Source organism: Peribacillus sp. AS_2 (genome assembly GCF_026891895.1).
Classification (GTDB): domain Bacteria; phylum Bacillota; class Bacilli; order Bacillales; family DSM-1321; genus Peribacillus; species Peribacillus frigoritolerans.
The window spans coordinates 335,903-362,070 of record NZ_JAPTGA010000005.1 but is presented as its reverse complement, the minus strand read 5'-3'; the positions used below and the strand labels follow the sequence as shown (position 1 = coordinate 362,070).

Annotated in this window: 24 protein-coding genes; 22 read left to right on the top strand and 2 right to left on the bottom strand. The window is 38.9% G+C overall.

Annotated elements, in window-relative coordinates; all coding sequences use genetic code 11:
- The 15 genes from nirD (at window position 1) to OTG27_RS11880 (ending at window position 16,405) form a co-directional block, all read left to right on the top strand.
- On the top strand, window positions 1-318 hold the full coding sequence (gene nirD / locus OTG27_RS11950; RefSeq protein ID WP_268937039.1) for a nitrite reductase small subunit NirD: 318 nt from the start codon (window positions 1-3) through the stop codon (window positions 316-318).
- A gap of 197 nt (window positions 319-515) precedes the next feature.
- Window positions 516-2,132 carry a family 14 glycosylhydrolase gene (locus OTG27_RS11945; protein WP_268937038.1) on the top strand — a complete coding sequence of 539 codons (1,617 nt, stop codon included), beginning with the start codon at window positions 516-518 and terminating at the stop codon, window positions 2,130-2,132.
- A gap of 504 nt (window positions 2,133-2,636) precedes the next feature.
- The gene (locus OTG27_RS11940; RefSeq protein WP_057277627.1) at window positions 2,637-3,062 is read left to right on the top strand and encodes an OsmC family protein; all 426 of its coding nucleotides are present in this window, start codon (window positions 2,637-2,639) and stop codon (window positions 3,060-3,062) included.
- A 360-nt stretch (window positions 3,063-3,422) separates the two neighbouring features.
- Window positions 3,423-3,743: a hypothetical protein gene (locus OTG27_RS11935; RefSeq protein ID WP_057277628.1), complete on the top strand. Its 321-nt coding sequence runs from the start codon at window positions 3,423-3,425 to the stop codon at window positions 3,741-3,743.
- A 267-nt stretch (window positions 3,744-4,010) separates the two neighbouring features.
- A complete protein-coding gene (locus OTG27_RS11930) occupies window positions 4,011-4,472 on the top strand; it encodes a hypothetical protein (RefSeq protein ID WP_268937037.1) in 462 nt (153 codons plus the stop codon).
- A gap of 894 nt (window positions 4,473-5,366) precedes the next feature.
- Entirely contained in the window at window positions 5,367-5,690 is a 324-nt protein-coding gene (locus OTG27_RS11925; RefSeq protein WP_034306755.1) for an ArsR/SmtB family transcription factor, read from the top strand.
- Window positions 5,691-5,692: 2 nt separating this feature from the next.
- On the top strand, window positions 5,693-6,085 hold the full coding sequence (locus tag OTG27_RS11920; RefSeq protein ID WP_063593577.1) for an SRPBCC family protein: 393 nt from the start codon (window positions 5,693-5,695) through the stop codon (window positions 6,083-6,085).
- 83 nt (window positions 6,086-6,168) lie between these two features.
- Complete coding sequence (locus OTG27_RS11915; protein ID WP_268937036.1) at window positions 6,169-6,762, top strand: YdeI/OmpD-associated family protein; 594 nt, start codon at window positions 6,169-6,171, stop codon at window positions 6,760-6,762.
- A gap of 1,036 nt (window positions 6,763-7,798) precedes the next feature.
- Window positions 7,799-9,820, top strand: coding sequence for a transporter substrate-binding domain-containing protein (locus tag OTG27_RS11910; RefSeq protein WP_308789441.1), 2,022 nt, complete (start codon window positions 7,799-7,801; stop codon window positions 9,818-9,820).
- A gap of 24 nt (window positions 9,821-9,844) precedes the next feature.
- Entirely contained in the window at window positions 9,845-11,221 is a 1,377-nt protein-coding gene (locus OTG27_RS11905) for a sigma-54-dependent transcriptional regulator (protein WP_268937035.1), read from the top strand.
- A gap of 162 nt (window positions 11,222-11,383) precedes the next feature.
- Window positions 11,384-12,391, top strand: coding sequence for a TAXI family TRAP transporter solute-binding subunit (locus OTG27_RS11900; protein ID WP_268937034.1), 1,008 nt, complete (start codon window positions 11,384-11,386; stop codon window positions 12,389-12,391).
- A 19-nt stretch (window positions 12,392-12,410) separates the two neighbouring features.
- Window positions 12,411-13,511 carry an ABC transporter substrate-binding protein gene (locus OTG27_RS11895; protein ID WP_034306740.1) on the top strand — a complete coding sequence of 367 codons (1,101 nt, stop codon included), beginning with the start codon at window positions 12,411-12,413 and terminating at the stop codon, window positions 13,509-13,511.
- Between the two features lie 19 nt (window positions 13,512-13,530).
- Complete coding sequence (locus tag OTG27_RS11890; RefSeq protein WP_268937033.1) at window positions 13,531-14,691, top strand: ABC transporter ATP-binding protein; 1,161 nt, start codon at window positions 13,531-13,533, stop codon at window positions 14,689-14,691.
- A complete protein-coding gene (locus tag OTG27_RS11885) occupies window positions 14,655-15,599 on the top strand; it encodes an ABC transporter permease (protein ID WP_048684420.1) in 945 nt (314 codons plus the stop codon). The genes OTG27_RS11890 and OTG27_RS11885 overlap by 37 nt, the downstream gene beginning before the upstream one ends.
- Window positions 15,599-16,405 carry an ABC transporter permease gene (locus OTG27_RS11880; RefSeq protein WP_095678476.1) on the top strand — a complete coding sequence of 269 codons (807 nt, stop codon included), beginning with the start codon at window positions 15,599-15,601 and terminating at the stop codon, window positions 16,403-16,405. The genes OTG27_RS11885 and OTG27_RS11880 overlap by 1 nt, the downstream gene beginning before the upstream one ends.
- Window positions 16,406-16,469: 64 nt before the next feature.
- Here the strand turns inward: OTG27_RS11880 and OTG27_RS11875 are convergent, their stop codons facing one another.
- Window positions 16,470-17,111 (bottom strand): hypothetical protein, encoded by a 642-nt coding sequence (locus OTG27_RS11875; RefSeq protein ID WP_268937032.1) that lies wholly within the window; start codon window positions 17,109-17,111, stop codon window positions 16,470-16,472.
- Between the two features lie 111 nt (window positions 17,112-17,222).
- On the opposite strand from OTG27_RS11875, the gene OTG27_RS11870 reads away from it, so the two are divergent.
- Together OTG27_RS11870 and OTG27_RS11865 are read left to right on the top strand one after the other, a co-directional pair.
- Complete coding sequence (locus OTG27_RS11870; RefSeq protein WP_268937031.1) at window positions 17,223-18,629, top strand: FAD-binding oxidoreductase; 1,407 nt, start codon at window positions 17,223-17,225, stop codon at window positions 18,627-18,629.
- Window positions 18,626-19,957, top strand: coding sequence for a (Fe-S)-binding protein (locus OTG27_RS11865; protein ID WP_268937030.1), 1,332 nt, complete (start codon window positions 18,626-18,628; stop codon window positions 19,955-19,957). The genes OTG27_RS11870 and OTG27_RS11865 overlap by 4 nt, the downstream gene beginning before the upstream one ends.
- 442 nt (window positions 19,958-20,399) lie before the next feature.
- Here OTG27_RS11865 and OTG27_RS11860 read toward each other — a convergent pair whose 3' ends face one another.
- Window positions 20,400-21,029: a homoserine/threonine efflux transporter gene (locus OTG27_RS11860; RefSeq protein WP_098186777.1), complete on the bottom strand. Its 630-nt coding sequence runs from the start codon at window positions 21,027-21,029 to the stop codon at window positions 20,400-20,402.
- Window positions 21,030-21,168: 139 nt separating this feature from the next.
- Here OTG27_RS11860 and OTG27_RS11855 point away from each other — a divergent pair, with 139 nt between their 5' ends.
- From OTG27_RS11855 to OTG27_RS11835, 5 genes are all read left to right on the top strand, one after another.
- Complete coding sequence (locus tag OTG27_RS11855; protein ID WP_034306726.1) at window positions 21,169-21,996, top strand: TrmB family transcriptional regulator; 828 nt, start codon at window positions 21,169-21,171, stop codon at window positions 21,994-21,996.
- A 275-nt stretch (window positions 21,997-22,271) separates the two neighbouring features.
- Window positions 22,272-22,727 carry a HEAT repeat domain-containing protein gene (locus tag OTG27_RS11850; RefSeq protein WP_268937068.1) on the top strand — a complete coding sequence of 152 codons (456 nt, stop codon included), beginning with the start codon at window positions 22,272-22,274 and terminating at the stop codon, window positions 22,725-22,727.
- A 173-nt stretch (window positions 22,728-22,900) separates the two neighbouring features.
- A complete protein-coding gene (locus OTG27_RS11845) occupies window positions 22,901-23,719 on the top strand; it encodes a methyltransferase domain-containing protein (RefSeq protein ID WP_268937029.1) in 819 nt (272 codons plus the stop codon).
- Window positions 23,720-24,393: 674 nt separating this feature from the next.
- Complete coding sequence (locus tag OTG27_RS11840) at window positions 24,394-25,089, top strand: GntR family transcriptional regulator (protein WP_268937028.1); 696 nt, start codon at window positions 24,394-24,396, stop codon at window positions 25,087-25,089.
- Window positions 25,082-25,999 carry a DMT family transporter gene (locus tag OTG27_RS11835; protein WP_268937027.1) on the top strand — a complete coding sequence of 306 codons (918 nt, stop codon included), beginning with the start codon at window positions 25,082-25,084 and terminating at the stop codon, window positions 25,997-25,999. The genes OTG27_RS11840 and OTG27_RS11835 overlap by 8 nt, the downstream gene beginning before the upstream one ends.
- Window positions 26,000-26,168 lie beyond the last annotated feature (169 nt).

Genomic DNA, 26,168 nt, shown 5'->3' with positions numbered 1-26,168 from the left:
ATGGGGAAAACACTTCAAAAGATAAAGGTTTCAACCGTAAGTGAAATGCCAAAAAACCTGGGGAAAACAGTAACCATAGGATCTCATGAAATTGCTCTTTTTCATTTAGCAAATGGTGAATTCCGGGCTATTGAAAATCGTTGCCCACACAAAGGTGGGGTACTTGTGGAAGGCATCGTGAGTGGTGATCACGTATTTTGCCCGATGCATGACTGGAAAATCAGTGTCAAAAATGGAGAAGTCCAAAAACCTGATAATGGTTGTGTAAAGACATTCCATGTTGAAATAGAAGATGGTAATGTTTATATAGTTTTATAACCAGTTGCTATGGATAGTCTCTAAGACTATCCATATTTTCTTTGCAGTTTTTTGAACAAATTTACCCGGCAGAATAATTGATAAATATTTCCAAAGGCAATATACTTTCAAGTATAGGAATTCTTTTATTAAAACGAATGAATGTAAGCGATTTCGAAGAACAAATGAATAAAGTTATAGGGGAAGGTTGGCGTTTTATGAACAAATTATCGGTTGGCGTTTTTACCTTTATGTTGTATTTTGTTCCTTTATCAAATACACCTGGAATGGCAGAAGTACAACCAGATTACAAGCTTTATGTGATGGCCCCCTTGGGTGAAATAACAGATTGGGAGGCATTTAAAGCAGAGCTGACCCAGTTGAAGGAAAATGGAGTATATGCAATAACGACAGATATCTGGTGGGGATTGGTCGAGAGTAAAAAAGATAATCAGTTTGATTGGTCCTATTATAAAAAATATGCGGAAACCGTGAAAGCTTCCGGTTTAAAATGGGTGCCCATTTTATCTACGCACCAATGCGGCGGTAATGTGGGGGATGATTGCAACTATCCCATCCCGAGTTGGCTCTGGAATAAAGACACTGCCGAAAACATGGCTTTCAAGAGTGAAAGTGGTTTCTGGAATAAGGAAGTACTTGCTCCTTGGTGGGAAGGCACAGCCGGTCAGTACAATGAATTGTACAAATCCTTTTCAGAGAACTTTGCTGATAAGAAGGATTTAATAGCAAAAATATATCTAAGTGCAGGACCGGCAGGGGAATTAAGATATCCCTCCTACCAGAATGCCGATGGCTGGGATTATCCTGAGAGGGGACAGCTTCAAGTTTATACAGAAGGAGCAAAACGGGATTTCAGGCTTGCCATGAGAGAAAAATATTCCACGATAAAAAAATTAAATGCTGCTTGGGGCAAAACGTATAAAAACTGGAATGAGATTCAGCCGCCAGGAAATGGGGATGAATTTTTCACCAAGGGAGGAGCAATCGACACTAGATTTGGATACGATTTTATGCAGTGGTATCAAGGGGCACTCGAAAAGCATCTTGCAAAAATTTCGAAGTTTGCCCATAAACATTTTGATGAAGTCTTTGGCGTGCCAATTGGAGCTAAAATCTCAGGAGTCCATTGGAAAATGAATGATCCAGTAATGCCGCATTCAGCAGAATATAGTGCCGGGTACCATAACTACTCCAAATTATTGAATCAATTTAAGAAATCGAATATGGCCCTCACATTCACCTGTCTGGAAATGGGAGATCAAGACGCACATACTGCACCGTCCTATAGCGCCCCTAAGACTTTGGTGACCCATATTGCCTCTTTAGCTAATGAAAAAGGAATTTCTTTAAACGGGGAAAACGCACTCCCTCTCATCGATAATGAATGGGGCTTTGACAATGTGGCAGAAATGCTTTTTAACCATGGTTTTGAGGGATTTACATTGCTTAGGATGTCTTATTTATTCGACGATGAAGGAAATCCAACTAATGAGTTCAGGATGATGGCTGATAAATTGGAAGGCAAGTCGATTTCCGTTACATTCACAGTTGAAAATGTACCTGCCACACAGGGCGTTTACTTAATTGGGAACAGAGGGGAAATCGGCCGATGGAATCCTGAAGATTACGAATATAAACTCACTCAAAACACAGAAGGCAGCTGGAGTGGAACATTTCGTTTAGCTGCAGATCGATTCTATGAATTCAAGTTCGTTCTGAAAGATGAAAATGGCACCATTACTTGGCAAGATGGGGAAAATAATAGGTATAAAACTCCTTTGAATGGAAAAGGAAACTATAAAACTTCATGGTAAATGGGTTTATAGGGCTATTCAGACGACAAAAGGTGGTTCGGAATGCTCTCAGAACCATGATTAGTAAACTTAATATCCTTCTGTTTTTTTTACTGCTTTGTATAAATCAATCCCTGAATAGATTAAAAAAATTTGCGACAATCATGCCGAATAACTGTTTGCCAAGCCGCTTTGCTTTGATGCGGCTCGGCAAACAGTTGGCGGAAAGGGAGCGGATTTCTGAAATCATCTGGAATATTTTTTTAGGTTTTAAAGCCTGAAGAGGTAATCAACGTTCAAATTTTACAGTATGACTAACTAAGCAGGACTTGTGGGAAGAATATAGGGTATGGAAAATCATCACAAGTTAGGGTATAAAAAATCCAGAATCCAAGTGATGTATATTTGCATACTGACCCCATTACGGCAATATTTTTTAGTACTTAAATGATATAAATATACATTAGTTGAAATTCGGTCCATTTTTTTTGAACAAAACAACAATAAAGGGAGGAATCGAAATATATGAAGACAATGATTACATGGGCAGGGGAACTGGCCTTTTCTGGCACAACTCCGTCGGGACATGAAATAAAGATGGATGCCGCCGAAGAAGCAGGTGGTAAAAATAGTGGAGCAAGACCCACAGAATTACTTTTACACTCTCTTGCCGGCTGTACAGGAATTGATATTGTCATGATTTTAAAGAAAATGCGATTTGAAACAAAGGCCTTTCAAATAGAAATAGAGGGGGTACGGTCAGAAAATCATCCTAAACGTTTTACCGATTTTCATATCCATTATTTATTAGAGGGAGATCTACCTGAAGATAAAGTCGTCCGTGCGATTCAATTATCCAAAAATACGTACTGTTCAGTGTATCACTCATTAAATGCCAACATTAAAATCAGCTATTCAATAAATGGTGTTAAAGGAAAACAAGACATATAATATGTAATTTAAAGGACTATTGTTTAACAGGAAGTTGTTTTACATCCGTATAATAAAAACAGCCCCATTTTTGAACATGGGGCTGTTTTGACTGAAATGAACATCCTCATTTCAAGAATAATCATCTTTACCAAAACGCGCAAACCACAGGAAATAATCCCTCTCATGGTAATCCTAGGGTATTATACTGAAAATATCAATCTAAAATTGGTTTTCAAGGTTAGCGAACTCCATTTTACGGAAGGAAAGGGATAATTCAGTAAGCAAGTAATCAAAATGTAATGGTTTGGTCATTGGAATGCCCTTGATGTTAGGAGTTTATCCATATAAACTTTAGATACTATTGAGGAGTGGTTAAAGTTGAAAGAGATAACAATTGACAAATTAATTTTTAAAAATCATTTATCGATGATTGAGCAATATTCATTGAAAGATTTCATGTTTAAGTGGCTTGGCAGCCCCGAAGAAGGTTTAGATGATCTTCTCCCGCTTACATACACAGATGAAGTTTTTGCAAAAATGGAAACGACATCGGAGACTAAAATCAAGATTCATGGAGAAGAAACCTTCAGATATGTCACCATTACGGAAGATAATCAAATTGTAATAGGGGGCTTGGATCCGAATCAAGAGTTAAAGTTTAGGATTGTGTCCCTGGAAGAGCGTTTGAAAAGCTACTAAAACTGAATCAAATTTTCAAAAATACCTTAAAAAGGCCGTTCCTGTGGAATGACCCTTTTTAAGGTATTTTTTTCATCACGTTAAGAGAGTCGTTAATACCACTGTTAACTGTACTCGAAAGTAATTGAAACCTTATCTTATGCAAGTTAAGCGAGTAACTCTTTAAACTCGCGATATTTTTGGATTAATTTAACAAAATATAAATGTTTATTGGTTTGTCTTAGTATATTATAGATAATGAAGGGACTAAACATTGGGGGGAATGAGATGAGCGAGACGTTGGCAAGTTCAATAAAAACGCTTTTGAAGGAAACGTTTGAAGGACCGGGAAATGAAGGAAGCTATTATACTGAATCAAAACCGAAGACCGGGGTTTTTGGTACACTTGATGGTTTAACCGCAGTAGATGCTTCACGTTCCATAAACGGATCGACAATTGCGGCACACGCAGACCACACCCGGTATTATTTATGGGTGATCCAATCGATGATCAATGGCACAGACTTTGAAAAAGATTGGGAAGAAAGCTGGACCATCACTACTGTTGATGAGGTGAAATGGGCTGAAATCAGAGAGGAATTACATAAAGAATATGTATCTCTTTTCGCAGAAATCGAAACAATCGATTTAGGAAAATGGCTGACAAATGTAAATGCGACCATTGCCCACTCAGCTTATCATCTTGGAGCGTTACGGCAAATGATAAAAAGCCTTGAAATAGAAAAATAATATAATATATTGAGAGTTTTTAAACTGATTGGAACGTAGGGCACTCGCTTTCCGAAGGAAGTCCACCCTCGGCACTCTTGCGCCTGGATTCTCCTTTCGACACGCTTTTTCCGCGGGAGTCAGGTACACGCGTTCCAATCAACTTTGTTTGAAAAACCCAGATAGATACTTTTAGTCTTAGTCGATAAGAGGGGTTCAAACGATCTCATCCCTAAGTTGAGGGTTTATAATATCAGATAGTTTATTTCCTTTTTCATACTTTTGAATGAGTCATTATTGATTTATACTTACTTCGTCCGAATCTCGTGCCGTAATTCTTCTCCTTCAATTCCATTTGCCTGTCATTTGCTTTTTTACTTTCTTGCTCACCCCATATGAAAGCAGAGTTAAAAATTGGGCCTCCTTATAAAATCCCCAGTAACACCCATATCTCTGAATTTCCGCAATTAAAAGAGTCTCTTTTTTAAGTACCATACATAATATCTGAGTTCAGATCTCTAGTAATATACTTCCATTCTCCGAATGAATCATCATAATCCCTACCCAATCCGTCTAGTGAATCAAGGAATAGTAAGCGCCTTCACGAATGATTAAGTGCATCCCAGATATGGAAACCAGTAAAACTCTTTTCCGCTTTGCTTATTAATGAAGATATAATTCCAAAATACTCCTTTGCTGAAACACGAGCATATCCAATATTCAAAAATAGCAATTGATCATATATGAATCACTTTAACTAACGGGGCCAATTTAGTTGTAAAAGGATTTAATAATATACTTGATGATATTAGAATAAAACAAATAAAGTGTGTCAATAATAAAATTGACAGGACACCAATCAGTGTCATATAATAAAAGACACCAATTGGTGTCCAATTAAAAGGGTGGGTGATTTTGAACGAGAAAAATCAAGAACGTGATATTTATGTAGCCATTGCTGACCCAACAAGACGTAAATTGCTACGTTTGTTGGCGGACGTGGAAGAATTGCCACTAAATGAGTTGACCGTACATTTTGAAATGGGCCGTACTGCGGTTTCAAAGCATTTGGCAATCCTAAAAGAGGCAGGTCTAGTAATCAGCAGAAAAGTCGGCAGGGAAACCCGTTATCGACTGAATGCTGGTCCGTTGAGAGAAATTGAGGATTGGGTATCGTTTTACAGAAGATTCTGGAGTGAAAGAATATCACTTTTAAATCAAATATTAGAGGAGGAATAGTAATGAGTTTAACAGTAACACAAGATTTTAATTTTAAGAGCCCGATCGAGAAGGTATGGCTTGCCTTAACGGATGCAAATACTCTTGGGAAATGGGTAATGGCTAATGATATTAAACCTGTCGTCGGACATAAATTCCAGTTTCGGAATGAACAGTGGAATTTAATTATTGATTCCGAAGTTCTTGAAGTCGAGGAGCCTTATAAGTTATCTTACACCTGGGTAGGTGGTGGTATAAACACTACAGTCACATGGACCTTAAAGCACGAGGATGGAACAACCCACTTACATCTCGAACAAACAGGATTCGAAAAAGAAGATCAAGCGTTCAATGGTGCGAAATATGGTTGGGCGAAAATGGGCGAAGAACTTAATAACGTGTTAGAGGTATTGTAAGTCCAAACCTCTGCCTTGTTTTTTTAGTATTTAGCTAACGTATAAGAAAAAAGCAAACTGCTCGGAAAGAGGAGTGTTCCGTGATGACAAAAAGTAGAACGAATCCTAAGGTTGATGAATTTTTAGGTAAAGCTAAAAAGTGGAAAGAAGAATATGAGACGTTAAGAAATATCGTTCTTGACTGTGAACTGACTGAAGAATTTAAATGGATGCATCCCTGTTACACGTTTGAGAAAAAAAACATCGTTTTAATACATGGATTTAAAGAATATTGTGCGCTTCTGTTTCACAAAGGTGCCTTGTTACAGGATGCCCACGGGCTTCTAATTCAACAAACGGAGAATGTACAGGGGGCGCGCCAGATTCGGTTCACTAATGTTCAAGAAATAGTTGCAACGGAATCCATTCTGAAAGCCTATATTCATGAAGCCATTGAAGTTGAAAAAGCCGGGTTGGAAGTGGAATTTAAAAAGAATGAAGAATTCATAATTCCTGAAGAACTTCACAATAAATTCGATGACATCCCTGCCTTGAAAACTGCTTTTGAAGCATTGACCCCAGGAAGGCAAAGAGCATACATCCTTTATTTTTCACAAGCCAAACAATCCAAAACCCGAGAGTCAAGAATCGAAAAATGCATGCAGAAAATTCTCGATGGGAAGGGTTTAAAAGATTAAAATATTTGATGAATAAATTAATCATGTTTTGGATTTCACCCCACTTTGCGTTCATTCGAACTCCTTTTTGGAACGCAAGTAACCACTCAACCGAATAATAAAATGGATAAAAACAAAAAAGTGATCCATAGAGTGTAAGCGATCTGCCGTGAAAAAGCCTACTTGTTGCAGCTAAGGAAAGAAAAAAGCTGCACACCAAAGTGTACCTTGTTTTTTTGCTTAAAGGTCACTTTTTTTTGAGCTAAAGGGTGCTTATCTTGAACAAGGTTTAAGTAATGATTTCAACATATTACCAATAAAATATGGTACTTTTATGGAGTAGCAAAAAAGCCCAATTTCTCAATTTTATTACTGAGAAATTGGGCTTTTTTCGAATATTTCAATTCAGGAAAATGGTAATGACCATGGCCCACTTCGCGTATCATCTTGGAACGTTACGGCAAATGATAAAAACCCTTGAAATGGAAAAATAAGATAACAATTTGATGGTTAACATGATTGGAAAATTGGGCAATCTTTGTATTCTTGGGCACACTTTTCCCGCAGGGTTCTCGAACACCCATTCCAATCAACTAACGGGTTTTAAATGAAAAAAATGCAGGCTGATCTTATGCCGAACCATGTTTAAGACTAGTTTATCCTTCATGTTTTTCTCCTATAATCCTTATTGGATGGAAGAAATTTGCGACACTCCTGCCGAATAACTGGCTTGACGATACCCCACAGGCGCTTGCGTCGAGGAGGCTCAGCAGACAGTCGGCGGAAAGGGAGCGGATTTCTGAAATCAAGTGAAATTTTTTTAAGAAAAAAACTGCAGGCAAACGCGTTTTCTTCGTACTTATCTAAAAACAAGACAAGAGTAACCTTCATGTTTTTTACTGCCATCCTTATTGGATATCGCAGCTTATGCATTCAGAAGCACACTCTTTTGTAGGTTATTGTTATATTGTGTCAGATTATACTAAGAATTCTTTACATATTAAAGGGTTCAAGTCTTAATTGGAGAAGTATATAATTATGATGTTTTTAGCAAAGGATTACTGACTGCAAGGATTTTGACGTAGAAGGAGGGCTCTTAATTAAAAGGCAGCTGCTTAAACTAAGTATATTTTGCTTTATAATTTTTGTTCAAACATTATGGTCTCCCGCTGTTTTTGCTGAAGAAAAAACATTTATAATTGCTGGAGAAAGTGCCCTTCCTCCATTTTCATTTGAAAATGAAGCTGGTGAACTGACAGGCATCAATATTGATTTAATGGAGGAAATAGCGAAAAATAATGACGTAGACTTCAAATATATTCCGATGAGGATGGAAGAAGCCGAAAAAGCCTTAAGTAACGGAACAATTGATGCAATTGTTGGAAGTACCTATAATACCGAAAAAGATAACCAATTTGATTTCACGCAATCCTATTTTACAATGTCCCAATCCATAATCATTCCTAGTAAAAGGAAACAGGATATTCATACGTTAACGGATCTACGTGATTCACATGTTGTCCTTGACCATAACACACCAGTTATCAGTACATTTCTCAATATGAGGAATACAAACTTAACGACCGTTTCAAATCAATACTCCGGAATTTTAACATTATTGAACAACCGAGCTGATGTGTTCATCGGAAACAAATGGACTGCTGATTTCTATTTAAAAAAATTCCGCCAAGAAAAGAATTACATCATTCTTGATGAAGTCATTGAACCTGCGGATTATACGATTGCAGTGAAAAAGGGAAATCAATCGCTTCTTTTCATGATGGACAATGCACTCACAGAACTTAAGGCAAACCGTAATATCAATGGGATAATCGATAAATGGGTAATGCCGCAATCCAATCAGAAAATTGCCAGACTCGAACAATTCATATTTTGGTTGATCATAATCTTAACTGCCGTGGCCCTTATCCTTCTAATCATTTACATATGGAATCAAAAGCTAAAAAAATCCGTACATAACCAGACTTTGAAATTACATTTATTAAATAAGGATTTAGAGAAACAACGGCAAAACATCGCTAATGCTGAAGCGTTCAAAGATCAAATCTTAAACAATATCAATAATGGCATCATAACATTCGATCTCGATTTCATGATTACCAGCTGCAATGCAAAGGCATCGGACATTCTTAACATTTCCAAGGAAATGATTCTGAATTTTACGAATCATTCGCAATTGATGAAGAATTTCAAAGCTTTACACCAGGATCAAAATGAGAATAAATGTACGGGTTCTTTTCGAATCTTGGTATTAAATGAGGAAAATGAACAGAAGATGATTTCTTATTCGTTTCATAAGATGTTCAATACTGAAGATATACAAACCGGATACTTACTTTCCATGAATGATGAGACGGAAAAGAAAACATTGGAGAAAAAATTGGTCACACAAGAAAAGCTGCACGCTCTTGGTCAACTCGTTGCAGGTGTCGCACATGAAATAAGGAATCCTTTAACATCGATTAAAACATTCATTGATTTACTTCCGAGTAAATATGATAATCCTCAATTCCGACAAGTTCTAATGGAACACTTACCTACTGAAGTTAACCGCTTGAATGGGATTGTTACCGATTTAATTGAATATGCACGTCCGCGGCCGCCAAATATTACAAATTGCCACGCTCACGAGCTTATATCCTTACTTGCTTTTCATAAGGTGACAATGGAAAAAAAACAAATAAATTTCGAGCAGATGATCGAGGAGGACTTTATTTTTTATATAGATTTACAACAAATTCAACAAGTACTTCTTAACTTGGTGTTGAATTCAATTCATGCCGTTGAAGAAACAAAGGAAAAGACCATTAAAATCACCATTGATAAAGTGAACGAAAAGACAGGGCGGATTGCCATATCGGATACGGGAAAAGGGATGAAGCAGGAAGAACTGAACCATATTTTCGAGCCTTTTTTCACAAATAAAGAAAAGGGCGTCGGTTTGGGACTTACGTTATCGTATAGGCTCATTAAAGAAAATAACGGAGATATCCATGTTAAAAGTTATCCTAATTCAGGAACGACATTCACCATTTTAATCCCTATATATATTGAATAGAAGCCTGGAAAGAGGAGGAGTCATATGAAAATGCAAGTATTGGTGATTGATGATGAACCTGCTATTTGCACCGCTCTTAGCTTTGCATTGGAAGATTCTTATGATGTCATGACAACTACAGACCCGGATGAGGGTCTACGGAAAATCGACAATCAGCACTTTGATATTGTGTTACTTGATTTGAGAATAGGAAATAAAAGTGGACTTGATGTCCTACAGAAAGTCAAACAAATATCACCTAACGTAACAGTCATCATGATGACTGCCTATTCATCCATTGAAACTTCCATTGAGGCCATAAAAAAAGGAGCCTACTACTATATTGAAAAACCAATTAATATTGAAGAACTTTCTTTGTTGTTGATGAGGGCAGCCGAATTCAAACAGATGTCCAATCAATTGGAGACATTACATGAAGAATTAGAGATTCAAAAGGGATTCGGTAACTTCCTTGGTAACAGCAAGGCGATGCAGCGTATTTTCTCAATGATCGAAAGAGTGAAAGATATTGATTCCAGTGTTCTCATCACGGGAGAAAGTGGTACTGGAAAGGAGCTTGTAGCCCGAAATATCCATACGTTGGGAAGAAGGAAAAACAATCCAATACAGATCGTCAACTGTGCAGCAATTCCTGAGATGCTGCTGGAATCTGAATTGTTCGGTTATGAAAAGGGAGCATTTTCGGGTGCAACTCAGAGGAAGGAAGGGAAATTCGTTGCTGCTAATGGAGGGATTCTTTTTCTGGATGAAATCAGTGAAATGCCCCTTCCACTTCAAGCCAAATTATTAAGGGTATTGCAGGAACGGGAAGTGACGCCTCTGGGATCCAATTCAAAAATCTCATTGGACGTCCGTATTATAAGTGCAGCCAATAAAAACCTTGAACAAATGGTGATGGAAGGGGAATTTAGGGAGGATTTGTTTTTCAGGCTAAATGTCATTCCTATCTCGATGCCGCCACTAAGAGATAGAAAAGAAGATTTACCGATCCTTATGGATTATTTTATAAAAAAACACGCGAAGGATATGAATCGTGAAGAAAAGATGTTCTCGGCAACCGCACGTCGGATTTTACTGGATTATCATTACCCTGGGAATGTCCGGGAGCTTGGAAACATTATAGAATATGCTGTTGCCCTATCAAACTCAAAAAAAATGGAAGAAACCGACTTGCCGCAATATGTTCAAGAACAGAAGTTCATTCGTCAGCCGGATGGCACGGACGACGATTTCAACAGTTTCAGGATTCCCATTGGCATTTCCATGAAAGAGATAGAAGAAAAGGTTATAACGGCCACTCTTCAATATTGTAATAATCATCGGCAAAAAACAGCCCAAATCCTAAAAATTTCTGAAAGGAGCCTTCGTGATAAAATCAAGCTCATTTCAAAAGAAGAATAAAGGGTTCATCGCGTAAACCGGCAATTTTTTCTGGAAAACCGGAAAAAATTGCCGGTTTATCCTTGTATGACATTCTTGAAATCGGCAGGATTTGCGTTTTAAAGCAGAAAATCGACTTGGCATGGCATTTGCATCTAAATTCATTAAGAAAGGAGGATCACGATGAAAAATGGCGCACTCTTTATAAAAGTCGCTTTGTTATTTTGTTTCATGACAGGATGTTCTTTTATGAATGAGCAGCAGGAAATATCTAAACCTGCTACTACCTTGATCCAGAGGCAACTAACTTCTGAAGGACAGGATTTAAATAACAGGATGTTAATCATTGGAACCGGAGATATGACAGGTGTTTACTTTTCATTGGGACAAAGATTATCAAATATGTATGAAAAATACAACGGGGCTGTGTCAGGTACCCAGGTCACCGATGCTTCCATCGAAAATACTGAATTGGTTAGCCGTCATCGGGCAGAAATTGGTTTTACCTCAGTAGATGTACTGGATTTGCCTGAAACGGATAAATCCAAGTTAAGAGCTTTAACGGCCCTATATTCCAATTATGTTCAAATTGTTTCTACTAAACAAAATGATATTGATTCCTTGGAAGATTTAGTGGGTAAACGCATTAGTGTAGGAACGGCTGGAAGCGGTACAAGGCTTATTGCAGAGCGGATACTGTTAGAATCCGATTTACCGACTGATCAATTGAATTTATCCTATCTTTCTTTTTCTCAATCTGCAGAAGCATTACGAAATGGTACCATTGATGCAGCTTTCTTTTCTTCGGGAATCCCTAATAATGAAATCGCTTTCATATCCAAACAGACGGAACTAACTTTCATTCCAATACCGGGAGACATCATTGAACGCCTTCAAAAACAATATGGAGTTTATACCCATAATGAAATTCCCAGAGATACATACAGGGGGATGAAAAAAAATGTACAAACGATTTCAATTAAAAATGTCCTGGTAACCTACAAGGAAATGTCTGATCCTCATGCTTACAATCTTGTGAAAACATTATATGAACATCTGCCTGAACTGCAGCATACACATCGTGCTGCTTCTGATATTTCAATAACGGAAGCAACTAAACAAGTTCCCTTGGATTTTCATCCAGGGGCCGTGAATTATTTCACCGAACAAGGAATTATTGGAAATCAATGAAAAACGGGAGGTAATGATTATGAAAAAGCTGATGAGTCTTTTATCAATAATAGTATTGATCGCTCTTGCGGGATGTGGTAATCCTACTCCGCAAAAACCAGGGGAATCCGTACAAACGGGTGCGGGTGAAAAAGGAGAGAAAAAAATAACGATAGCCGGTAATGGCGGTGTCATCGAAAGTGCCATCCGAGATGTGATTGCCCCAAAATTCAAAGAAGAAACGGGAATTACGGTTAATTATATTTCCGGTTTATCAGGTGAAATCCTATCCAAAGTGGAATTACAGAAGAATGCTCCGCAAATAGATGTTGCCCTTTTTGTACCGGTTGATGTTATACGCGCTAAGGAGAAGGAACTGATCGTACCAATTGATGAGTCCAATGTTCCCAATATGAAATCGGTGGATTCACGGTTCATTCCGGTTGAAAATGCGGCCGCTCCAGCATTTGGTTTGGTCATTGCACCAGCTTATAATACGGAAACCTTTAAAAAGGAAGGCTTAAAATCAATTGAATCATGGAATGATCTTGTCTCTCCTGATTACGAGGGTAAAACGGCATTTTCAGATATTACGAATGATTGGGGTTTCAATACCCTTAATGGTCTGGCCATTTCAAACGGCGGCAGTACGGAAGACATGGAACCAGGTCTCGAAAAGGCAAAAGATCTTGCAGCGTATTCCAATACATTTTATAAAAACTCAACGCAAATGATGCCAGCGATCCAACAAGGAGCTGCTGACGTAACGGTCATGGGAAGTTATTCCATCGGTGAATTAGCCGTTTCAGGTATTCCGATTAAGATGGCCGTGCCTAAAGAAGGGGTGCCGCTTCAAGCTTTCAGCGCTGGTCTAGTGAAAAATACGCCAAATAGCAAAGAAGCCCTAGAATTCATCAACTATGTAATCAGTGAAGAAGCACAAGCATTAATTTCCGAAAAAGGATTTTATCCGACAGTGGAAGGCATGAAAATTCCAGAAAAATATGAAGAGTCAATCGGGCTTAAAGCAGGTGATAAAACATTCAAACCTGATTTCGCCAAGTTTGCCGAGATCCGTGCAGAGGTGTCAGACAGATGGGCGAAAGAGGTTACTCCTGAATTAGGGAAAAAACTCAAATAAAAAGGAGCGTGTTGATCACATGGAAGTATTAAAAAAAGATGTGGAAATTAATAGGCAACACCTGGAGGCAGTTCAGGGGGTTGGCTCAAATAAAAATGATGTAGAGATAAAAGGCGCGTTTAAACAATTTGGAGCGAATGTTGTCCTGAATGGCATTGATTTGGAGGTGAAACAAGGAGAGCTACTCACTCTTCTTGGTCCTTCCGGGTGCGGAAAGTCCACAACCTTAAACCTTATTGCCGGGTTCCTCGATCCGGATCGGGGCGAGGTCCATATTAAAGGCAATAATGTTACGAAGGTTCCGCCTTACAAGCGTGATTTAGGAATGGTTTTTCAAACCTATTCGCTTTTCCCCCATATGACAGTCTATGAAAATCTCAGTTTTGGCTTGAAACTGCGCAAAGTCGGAAAAGCTGAGCAAAAAAAGAAGATTAGTAAAGCGCTTGAATTAGTGAAGATGTCAGGATTGGAGAATCGTTATCCAAGGGAATTATCAGGAGGTCAGCGTCAGCGTGTAGCGATTTCAAGGGCACTTGTTGTTGAACCGGAGCTCCTTTTGCTTGACGAGCCGCTTTCAAACCTTGATGCAAAGCTGCGTCATGAACTAAGGGCCGAGATTAAGCGTTTACAAAAGGAAATTGGCGTAACGACCATTTTTGTGACTCATGATCAAGAAGAAGCTCTATCCATGTCTGATCGAGTCGTGGTCATGAATGCAGGGAAAATTGAACAAATCAGTACTCCGACTGAAATATACAATCATCCGAAGACAGAGTTCGTCTTTCAATTCATCGGGAAATCGAATTGTTTTGAAGGGAATGTGTCTGCTATCGATATGCGGAAAGTTGCAGTCAAGATCGGTTCTGATATCACTCATGTCGACACAAATAACGTCATGGGAAATGCAAGTGATCTGAAAACCGGGGATGAGGTAAAACTTTATATTAGACCGGAAAAACTGCAAATTGTTTCTCTCGATGAAAAATCTTCATCTCCAATGGATTTCCATCGTGCCAAGATCAGCCAAATGAACTATCTCGGTACCTCATGGGAAATCAATGTTCTGTTACAGGGGAAAAGTATTCAAGTATTGACTTCCGCTTTCGATTCATCATGGCAAAATGGAAGTGAGGTGTTGATTGGATGGAGCCCATCAGAAGTTATGCTAGTCAAGAAATAGAACAGCAAACGAGTCCTATCGAGCCGCAAAAGAAGCCTAAAAGCAAGAAAAGGAAAGTCTGGGTGCCGGGATTACTTCTTTTAACGCCGATTCTGCTTTTCATATTTGGTTTCTTTGTCATACCGATGTTATACATTTTATATTTAAGCTTCATATCCACAGATAATCTTGGAGGAGCGGAGGCAGTTTATAGCATTAAAAACTATACACAATTATTTTCCGATAGCTATTACTTATCTTCATTATGGCTGACAGTGAAGATCAGTTTATATTCGGTCTTGGTTGCTTTATTTCTTGGATATCCAGTAGCTTTGACAATGGCCAAAAGTTCAGCGCGGATCAGAGGGTATATCACTCTCTTGATCGTGTCACCGCTCTTGGTAAGTATAGTTGTCCGTAATTTTGGCTGGTACCTTTTGCTCTTGCCTAATGGAACGATTAATCAAACCTTGATGGCCCTTGGCATAATAGATGCACCATTGAAACTATTGTTTTCGGAGATAGGAGTTGTGATTGGGCTTTCCAATGCATATCTTCCTTTCATGATCTTATCCATCGTAGCAAGTCTTTATAATATCGATCCTTCTCTTGATAAGGCAGGAGCCATACTTGGGGCAAGCCCATTCAGAAGGTTCTTTTCCATTACATTGCCGCTAAGCATCCCAGGTATCGTATCTGGCTGCATTCTCGTATTCAGTTTGTCAATGAGTGCTTATGTGACGCCTGCACTAATGGGGGGAGCCAACGTGCCCGTGATGCCTGTTGTCATCTATGATCAAATTAATAACCTGCTGCATTGGACATTCGGATCTGCTCTTTCTTATATTCTATTAGCAACCACTGTCATATCGGTAGCCGTCTTTACCAGAGCGTTTGAAAAAGGGAAATTCAAGGAGGTATTCCGATGATGAAAACGTTTGGCGGCCTTCGGGTTGCAGTAGCCGTTTTGGCCATTATCTATATCTTGATCCCGCTCATTGTCGTTATTCCCGCTTCTTTTACAAGTGCCAATTATCCAAGTTTTCCGGCTGAAGGCTTTTCACTGCAATGGTATGCCAAGATCTTGGAGCGCCCTGAATTTTTGGAAGCATTTTTGAACAGTGCGAAGTTCGCGGCATTAGCTGCCCTTTTCTCCGTCATATTCGGTACTTTGGGTGCCCTTGGCATCGCAAAGTATGATATTCCGGGAAAATCGTATATTACGGCCCTTTTAACTTCTCCATTAAGTGTGCCGCAATTAGTCTTAGGGATTGCACTCTTAATGTACTTTACACCAATGATGCTTGCCGGTACGTCTACAGGATTTTTAATTGCCCATATCGTGATTTGCATACCATATGTCATGAGGCTCGTATTAACCGGTTTAAGTGGATTTGATTATAATCTCGAAAGGGCTGCGGCCATACTTGGAGCCAATCCACTAACGGTATTCATGAAAGTGACACTGCCGCTAATTGGATCCGCGGCCATCTCAGGGGGATTATTCGCATTTTTGACATCATTTGATAATGTAACAGTCTCTCTTTTTATGGTATCACCTGAAATGAGAACGCTGCCGATCGAGATTTTCTCGCAAATGCAGGATGCCTACAATCCAATCGTCGCATCCGTGTCGAGCGTGGTTATTTTCATATCAGTCCTTCTGATTGTCATCCTTGAAAAAATTCAAGGTGTAGGCAAAGTTTTTGGCGGTTCGCATCATACAAACGGTTAAAAAACGGTATATATGATGTGACATACGATCATGCTGGCAAAGTTATGATTTTTTCGAAGAAAACTCATGTGTACATTCCATTCAAATGGGCCAAACACCTTTTCGCAGCCAATAACGGCGCCGTTAGGACAGGGACAGAGGGATTAACCTGCTTTGCGATATGTTCCATACTATATTGTGAAAGCAAAATCACTTCTGTCTTTCCATCCAATTGTTCCACCATCTTTTTAACCCGATCGTCATGTTCCTTTCTTTTTCCTTGTGATAATAAATGGATGATACCGGGATCAACCAATGATTCGATCATACAGTCCGGATTCTTATTTAATAGGTAGTTCTGAAGGGCGATCGGCGTTTCTTTTACGGTGGAAACCAGGCCAATGCGAGTATAGCGAAGAGCTTCATCAAGCATGGCCTCATCTGAACGAAATAACTTTACAGAGTATAAAGGCTGTAAAATTGCAGTGATGTCATTAAAGGCAGAGCAAGTAAGTTGGATGCATGAAACATCAGAATCAAAAGCTAAATTCACTAATGCAGAAAAGCGGCGGATGATTTCAGGAGTTAACTTGCCGCTCTTTTCCATCAAGGAGAGAAGAGACGTGTCCATGAAATGAAGGAGTTCAATGTTCGGTGCAACGGTCTGAAAGGCAATTTCAATTGGTTTTAGTGCAGTTGTGGTTGCATGAATCAGTGCGATTTTCAAAAAAAAACCTCCTTTTCTTTCATCATTATATCTAGCAGAATCTTAAAATGCCATTATATTACATACGGATAGACCTTTTCCAAATTTCTATTAAGAAAGGAAGTGGGAAGCATGGAGAAAGAAGCCTTGGTCGATCTTCGACAGGTAATTCCAGGTGACAGAATGTTTCTTGATTTGGCAGAAAGGTATTGTTATAGCTATGACGCTTCTTTTGGGGAATATTTACCCGAAATCGTCATCCAGCCCAAAAACGCGGAGGAAATCAGTGAAGTGGTTAAATTGGCTAATACTCACAAAATACCTGTTTATCCTAGAGGATCAGGAACCTCGCTAAGCGGCGGCCCTTTACCTGTTAAAGGGGGGATGGTTCTTGATATGACCCTTTTGCGGGATAAATTGATCATTGATCGGGAAAATATGCTTGCCATAGTCTCTCCAGGGGTGATTACGGCAGATATTCATAAAAAGGCTGAAGAAGCTGGCTTATTCTATCCGCCGGATCCAAGCAGTTCCAATGTAGCCACTATAGGCGGGAATCTATTAGAAAACTCCAGCGGGCCAAAGGGATTGAAATACGGAACGACAAAAGAATACGTGATAGGTCTGGAGGTGGTCACCCCGACGGGAGAAATCATTCGTACTGGCGGAAAGACCGTAAAAAATGTAACTGGGTATGATTTGACCCGATTGATTGTAGGATCGGAAGGTACTCTGGGCATCGTAACTGAGGCAATCATCCGCTTAATACCAAAACCTCAATCTAAACAAACATTTGTCGCCCACTTCAATCATTTGATAGACTCTGGACATGCAATTACCAGCATTTTATCATCAGGAATTCTACCCTCTGCCCTGGAATTAATGGATAATGCGTGCATCCGTGCTGTTGAAAGCTACCATCCTTCCGGGTTGCCTCTTCAGGCAGAAGCCATTCTGATCATAGAAATAGATGGACACCCATTGGCGATTGAGGAAGAAATCAATAAATGCGCCGATATATGCAGGGCAGAGGGTGCTTCCTACGTCAAGATAGCGGAGACAGAGGAAGAGCGCCAAACGATTTGGAGGGCGCGTAAATTGGTTTCCCCGGCCATTACACAAATGGGCCCTACAAAAATTTCCGAAGACGCGACCGTTCCACGTAGTCAAATACCGGCAATGATGGAGAGATTAAACAATATCCGGGAGAAATACGGGTTGAACTTGGTTGTATTCGGTCATGCAGGGGATGGGAATTTACATCCGAACATCATTACTGATAAACGAAATATTACGGAAATGAAAAAAGTGGAGCTTGCTGTCAGTGAAATTTTTGAAGCGGCAATCGAATTAGGCGGAACACTCTCAGGGGAACATGGAATCGGTACTTTAAAGTCACCATATATGGAAATGGAATTAGGAATTACTGGAGTGAATATGATGAAAAAAATTAAAGAAGTATGGGATCCCAATAATATCCTGAATCCAGGGAAGATTTTTCCTGATAAGGGACAGACAAGGGTCGTGTTGGTTCCATGAATCTACCCGCCAAACCGAATGAGTCAAATGCTGCGGTCCAAAATTTATATTCAGATGCCTATGATTGGACAAACCAATGCGTAAAATGCGGATACTGTTTACCGGCATGCCCTACATATGAATCAATGGGTGTGGAATCCGCCTCTCCACGCGGTCGTATCAATCTAGTGAAAATGGCAGCCGAAGGAAAAATAGATTTCCAAAAAGATTTAGCTGAACCAATCGACTTATGCTTAGGCTGTCGTGCTTGTGAAACAGCATGTCCTGTTGGTGTGCCATACGGACATATACTGGAAGCAGCTAAAGAAGCCATTGAAAACTCCCCGTCAGCAAACAAAAAAAACAAAATGACAAGAATCAAAAAACTGGCATTGGTTCATCTTTTTCCATATCCAAAACGAATGAACAGGATTGGAAGTGCAGTGCAGCTCTATCAAAAAACCGGCTTATCCAAGCTTATCCGTTCATCAAATATATTGCAGAAGGTTTCCCCTGCCCTTGCACATTTAGAACAGGCACTTCCAGTCATCGAGACTTCTTCCAAACGTATCCCGCCAGGTACGATTATGCCGGCAAAAGGGGAAATGAAATTAAAAGTGGCATTTTTTACTGGGTGTATCATGGATTCCATGATGTCACGAATTAACCGTCTTTCCATTGAGCTGCTTACCATAGCAGGTTGTGAGGTCATTCTCCCTGAAAATCAGAATTGCTGCGGTGCTCTGCATTCCCATCAAGGTGAAACAAAACAAGCGAAAGCATTGGCAAAGAGGAATATCCAAACCTTCATGCAAACGGATGCTGATGTAATCGTAAATAACGCAGGAGGCTGCGGTGCTTCGCTTCTTGAATATGGACATCTATTGGCAGAGGATCAAGAATGGGCTGCGGCTGCAAGGGCTTTCTCGGAAAAATCAAAAGATATCAGTCAAATTCTTCATCAATTGGGACCGCTCCCCTTCACTGAAGGATGGCAAGGCATCGTTTCCTATCAAGATTCATGTCATTTACGCAATGTACAAAAGGTCCAAAAGGAACCTCGTTTATTATTGCAATCCATACCAGGAGTTTCCTATGTCGAAATGGAAGGGTTTGACCGTTGCTGTGCATCTGGAGGCATTTACAATCTTCTCCACTTTGATGAATCCATGAAAATTCTTGATGAGAAAATGAAGAATCTTAACGAAACGAAAGCAACTACCATTGTTACGGTTAACCCAGGATGCCAAATGCAAATGAGCATTGGCATCCAAAGGGAGGGAGCGGCGAACCAAATGAACAGTTTGCACCTTGTTGAAGTACTTGCCAAGGCTTGCGGCTTGGATTGACAAAAAGGGATACTTCAAACTTCATAGGACATTACTTCGTCAGTATTTCCTGCACTTATGGGAAAATACTGACGTTTTTGTTTTAGGCTCTTTTCGTAAAGATTGTTGTTTTTAAAGCGAAACTATTTTAGGTTGATTGGAGCGGAAGTGCGAGACTCCTGCGGGAGCAGCGGGACAGGTAAGACCCCACAGGCGTTTACGCCGAGGAGGCTCACCGCCCGCACCAAGGAAAGCGAGCACCTGGAGGGGAAATCAACCACACTGCACTACTTCGTAAATAGCAACAAAGTATGCAAAAACAGCCTTGTTTTAAATGATGAAGACGTAAAAATCTTTGCAGTCAATAATGCAGTGCCATATGTATAATTAAAAGGATATCGGTGCCGGTTCGTAAATGAAAAAACCGTTCAATTATCTGAACGGAATGTGTGAGTAAATGAATTTAAATTCCTGTTTTTATCCCAAAACCGATTAAAATTAAGCCAGTTGATTTTTGGAATGCTTTCTGGAATTTGGAATTGTTCATCCATTTTTTTGCGTAATCAATTAGATAAACAAGAAATAGAAACCACAGTACAGCGAGCAAGGTTAAGATGAAGGCTAATATAATCAATTGCTGGTTTACATTTCCGTTTAAATCGATAAATTGTGGCATGATTGTTATATAAACTAAAACGGTCTTTGGATTAAGAATATTATTAAGTAATGCTTGCATGAAGGAATCTTTATTGTGCCGGTTTGAATACTTAACAGGTGTATTTGCTTGTGCTTGAATTTCTTTTAAGGAAAAAACGCTTTTAGCAAAAAAACTTTTTATCCCTAAGTAAATTAAGTAGGCGGCTCCCAAATATTTGATTGTACTGAAAAGAATCACAGACTTTGCAATGACAACAGATAGTCCAAGAATGGCTATAAGCGTCCAAAAAGAAAGTCCCGTTGCCATTCCGAGAACGGTATAACGTCCCGCTTTCGGACCATGGCTAAGCGTATTTTTCACTAAGAGCATTGTATCTGCTCCCGGTATAATAACCATCATTGCCACGATTGAAATGTATGTAAGTAAGCTGTCCAAACTAATTCCCCCTCCCGTTTTCATAGTGGTTACTAAAGTAACTACTTAGTAAGTATATTAGATGAAAATGGAAAACGTCAACAGATTTTGCTAAAATATTAGTTACAAAGGTAGCGACTAAGGTTGTGTTGGAGGGTTTATGAAAGAAACCATTTTAGAAACATTAAAAAATCTGAATTTCACCGAATATGAAGCGAAAGCATATCTTGCCTTATTGGAAGAATCGCCATTAACAGGCTATGCAGTAGCAAAAAACTCCGGTGTACCACGTTCAAGAATATATGAAATTCTGGATAGTCTCGCCATACGCGGAGATATTCTGGTCAGTCCTGGAAACACACCACAGTATACTCCTGTTCCTGCAAAGGAGCTAATAAAAAACCGTCGGATGAAAGCGGAAGAGAATTTTGAACTGGCAGAAAAATCATTAGCGGAGTTCGAACGGTCTGCAAATGATCGTGAAAATATCTGGAATATCATGGGGCGCAATGAAATACTTGATAAGGTTAAAGCTTGTATATTATCTGCTAAAAAAAGAATACTCTTAGAGATTTGGGAAGACGAATTCGAAGAATTAGAACCTGAACTAAGACAGGCCGCAAATGGTGGGGTCAATGTAACAATTATTGCCTACGGGGAAATCGTCTGTGATTTTGCAAATGTTTACCTCCATTATATGGGTTATGAAATTACAGAAGAGTATGGTGGACGATGGCTTGTTATCAGTGGAGATGATTCAGAAGTAGTCGCAGGTATAGTCTCTCTTGGTAAAGATAGCCGTGCAGCATGGACCATGCATGTAGGTTTAGTGATGCCCATTACAGAAGTCATGATTCATGATTTGTATCTCATGGAAATCATGGAGAAACATAGGGAACTTTTAGAAGAAAGTTTTGGTGTAAACCTCGTCAATTTACGTAAAAAATTTTCTATTCATCCAGATAATAAAAAACATTACGTGGACTAGATTTGTACATGTTCAATAATAAAAGCATCCTTCAAAGCGGCATGAATCCAGGCAGGATTTATGCCTTTTAAAGTTGAAGTTAATAGGCGCAGGTAAATTGAAGACAAACAAAGCATCTCGTCCCGGAACCCGGGTGTTTGACGATACGGCAGATAAATTTAACTATATTAAAATATGGAAAAGGGTATAATGAAGAAGGAATAAGCCATTTTGGTAATGGGATTATCATATCGGATTACATGTTTGATATCCGGATCACTAAGACAGAAGGAGAAATGATTCATTTGAATAACAAGGAAACAACGGGTATCGAGTTACCTGCCAACTATGAGGAATTAAAAAAGTCTGCCAATCGCAAATCTAATTGGAGAGAACGTTTAGATGCAATCGAAGAATTGGGTCAAGCAAAAAATAAACAAGTAATCGACATTCTCACACATATCATGAATAATGATTCTGTATATAAAGTTCAAGAGGCAGCCTACCGTCAATTGAAAGGTTTAGGCGAAGATGTGCAATTGCCAGCAAGGAAAAAGGGCGAGTTGATCAAAGGTTTGACCAAAATCTTAGTGAGGATCAAGAAGAGTTTACCTGAAAATCACACATATCACGAATTCAAAGACAAACTCCAGAAGATGAGAATGGATATATATGATACATATGAGGGTGAAAAAGGAGCAGACTTTGATAAATGGCTTGAAAATACGTGGTCAGCTTTATCGAAAAGATAAAAGTTTTTAGAAAAATAAGCAATATGGATACAGGAGCAAAGTTTTTGCTCCTTTTTCTTATGTGTAAAACAAAGTTTTAGCTATGGTATGCTAATATATTTAATAGAGGAAGTATTTGGCTGTTTGCTTTAATTTGAAAACCGATAACTACATACGAATTCAGGGGAGAAAAGATGACAGATTATATTGAACTTTGGAAACAGGCAATGACAGATCATACAGGGAAGATACCTAACAGGCTAAAAGATGATGCTGCAGAAGAAGCTTTTTGGGCTTCCAAGGTCGCAGCGAAAAAACAACATAAAGCGGACCCTTATGCAAAAATTGTGCAGCAAGAGTTATTGGCATTATTAAAACAGGATGATCATGTTTTGGAAATCGGCCCTGGATGGGGCAATTATACATTTGATATTGCAAAAGAAGTCAGGAAGCTAACTTGTATAGATAGTTCCAAAAGCATTATCAGTTTTTTGGAAGCCCAGGCAAACGAAAAAGGTTTCGAAAACATGGAGTTAATTCATGATAAGTGGGAAAGTGATAACAAAAAAGTCAAATATGATGTAGTATTTGGTTTTAATTGTTATTACCGAATGAGTGAAATCGGTCATACCTTATTAAAAATGAATGATTCTGCAGCTCGTTTAGCGATAGTAGGTATGACAACCGGACCAGAAAAACCTCATTATATGGAATTGAAGCAACGAGGATATACGATCAATTTAAGGAGACGGGATTACATACACATCTTGAATGTTTTGTATCAACTTGGTATACTGGCGGACTGTAAGATCGTTAAATTGAAAAGTAAAAAAATCTATTCCACTTATGAAGAAGCAATCCGAGATAATACAACAAAAATTCTTGATGAACATTTTTCCTATGATGAAGTAAAAACGATCCTAAATAAATATGTGGTGGAAAAAGAAGGAGTTTTCGAATACGAATATCCGTTTCATGCAGCTTTGATGTATTGGAATCCAAGGTTAAATTAATAATTTTAGTACCTTTTTCTCTGGCCCTTCAGGAAAAAGGTATTTTTTCGGTGGGATATTCGCAAAATAATAGTAACAAGGCTACAAATAAGTTGAAAAAAACGGAGTGTGGATGATAATGAAAGAAATATCCGAAAAGAGATTTTGTGAAACTTGTAAAAAAGAGACAGTTCATACAGTAACTGAAGATGCATTGGAAATAGAATATTCATGTAATGAGTGCGGTAAGCACCAAGATATTTTCAAGACATTTTTTTAGATACACAAATTTCACTTGAAAATGGTCAGTAAAGTGAAGAAGTATCCAAATCACTCGCGAAAAATACCCAATATTTGTTAATTCTGAAAGCAATAAACTACAAATGCCATTAGTCTCAATCTAATGTACTAGGAATTTTAAAATACATACAATGGTATACAAAAAAATAGAACTTTATTTTTAATCAGTGAATCGTTGTAAATTTAAAGCTCGAGGACTCATGATAGAAGGATTTCTTTCACCATCGTAAAAAAGTGTTTTTACTAAGGAAGGATTCCCTTTTATTATGTGAAAAGATGCTTGATGTATTATAAAAGGGACTCAGATTTCAAATGTTCTATAATTTCTTCCAACGGAATGCAATATGTGATATATTGCATATTATATATACCTGTATTTTAAGGAGGTAAAGCAGTTGAAGCATTCAAATTCTTCACAAAAAATTATACGTACGTCTGTACGTGAAGAAGCATACATGATATTGCGGGATTGGATTGTCCAGGGAATCCTGACGCCAGGCCAACAATTACGCGACAAAGAATTAGCCGAACAATTGGGAGTAAGCAGAACCCCTATTAGAGAAGCACTTTTAAGGCTTGAGGATGAGGGATTTGTCGAGACCAAGCCGAGCCGTTCAACTATTGTTTCACCTATTCGATTCGAAGGGGGATTAAACATATATTCCCTTGTTTGGACACTGGAAAAGCTGGCTATGGAACAGGCTTTTGATTTCATTGAAGAAAGACACTTAATGGAAATGGAAGCCATCAATCATGAAGTTAAAAACGCAATCGACGAGGGAAATCAAATAGTGGCCGTCCAGAAAGATAATGACTTTCATTCCATTTACATCAATCTTTCTACAAATGATGAGTTGAAGCGGATTTTATCGGGACTCAAACAAAAACTTATACGAATGGAACTGTTTTATTTCAATCAGGTAAGTGATGTTCACATTTCCGTTGATGAGCATGATCAGATCATACAGGCTATTAGGGGGGGAAATCTCACTATGGTGCTTAAGGAGATAGAAAAGAATTGGAAAGAAAGTTACTTTAGAATACAAGCCCATACGGAACGTGTAAAAAGTGGGAAAGAAAAAAATGAATAATGATACTTTAGTTGCTATATCACCTTCAAGAAATAAAGGGATTGCACTGGTACTGACTGGCGCTGCGTTATGGGGAGTGTCAGGAACGGCAGCTCAATATCTATTTCAGCAGCAAGGTTTCAGTCCTGAGTGGCTCACTGTTGTACGCTTGTTGCTTTCTGGAATCATCTTATTGGGGATCGCTTATAAGAATGAAAGACTGAAAGTTTTTGAGATTTGGAAAACTAAAAATGATGCGCTTCAAATTATCCTTTTTGCCATTTTTGGAATGCTCGCAGTTCAATACACATATTTTGCAGCAATTGAACATGGCAACGCAGCCACTGCTACTGTCCTTCAATACTTGGCCCCGGCACTGATCACTTGTTATTTAGCCATTTGCTCCAAACGTTTGCCAAGCATTACGGTGAGCGTAGCTGTGATCATAGCGATTTTAGGCACTTTTTTACTTGTGACGGGAGGAAGCATACGTACACTGTCCATTTCCGGGTGGGCAGTATTTTGGGGAGTAACATCAGCCTTTGCCTTGGCATTCTATACATTGCAGCCTTTCAAACTCCTTTCAAGATGGGGTTCAATGATTGTTGTCGGTTGGGGCATGTTGATTGGAGGCATATGCTTTAGCATGATCCATCCCCCATGGGCATTTGAAGGCAAATGGACGTTACCATCATTTTCAGCGGTTTTATTCATCATCATTTTCGGTACGATCATTGCTTTTTATTTTTATTTGGAAAGTACAAAATTCATCTCGGCTTCAGAGGTAAGTTTATTGGCTTCCGTTGAGCCATTATCCGCAACCTTAATATCCGTTTTCTGGCTGAATGTAACATTCGGTTTCGCCGAGTGGCTCGGCACACTCTGCATTATAAGCACCATTACGATACTATCCATCGTAAAGAACAAGTAAGGTCATTGTAAACCGGGGAAAATCTGCAGGAGTTTATTTTTACTTGGCGATTAAAACCATAGTCTACCTGTTAGGGGATAGCTCGAATATTAACGAAAGCTAAATTAGCATGAGTTATATCCATACACTTCTTTAAAAAGCAATTACACTGCATGTGTATTGCTTTTTT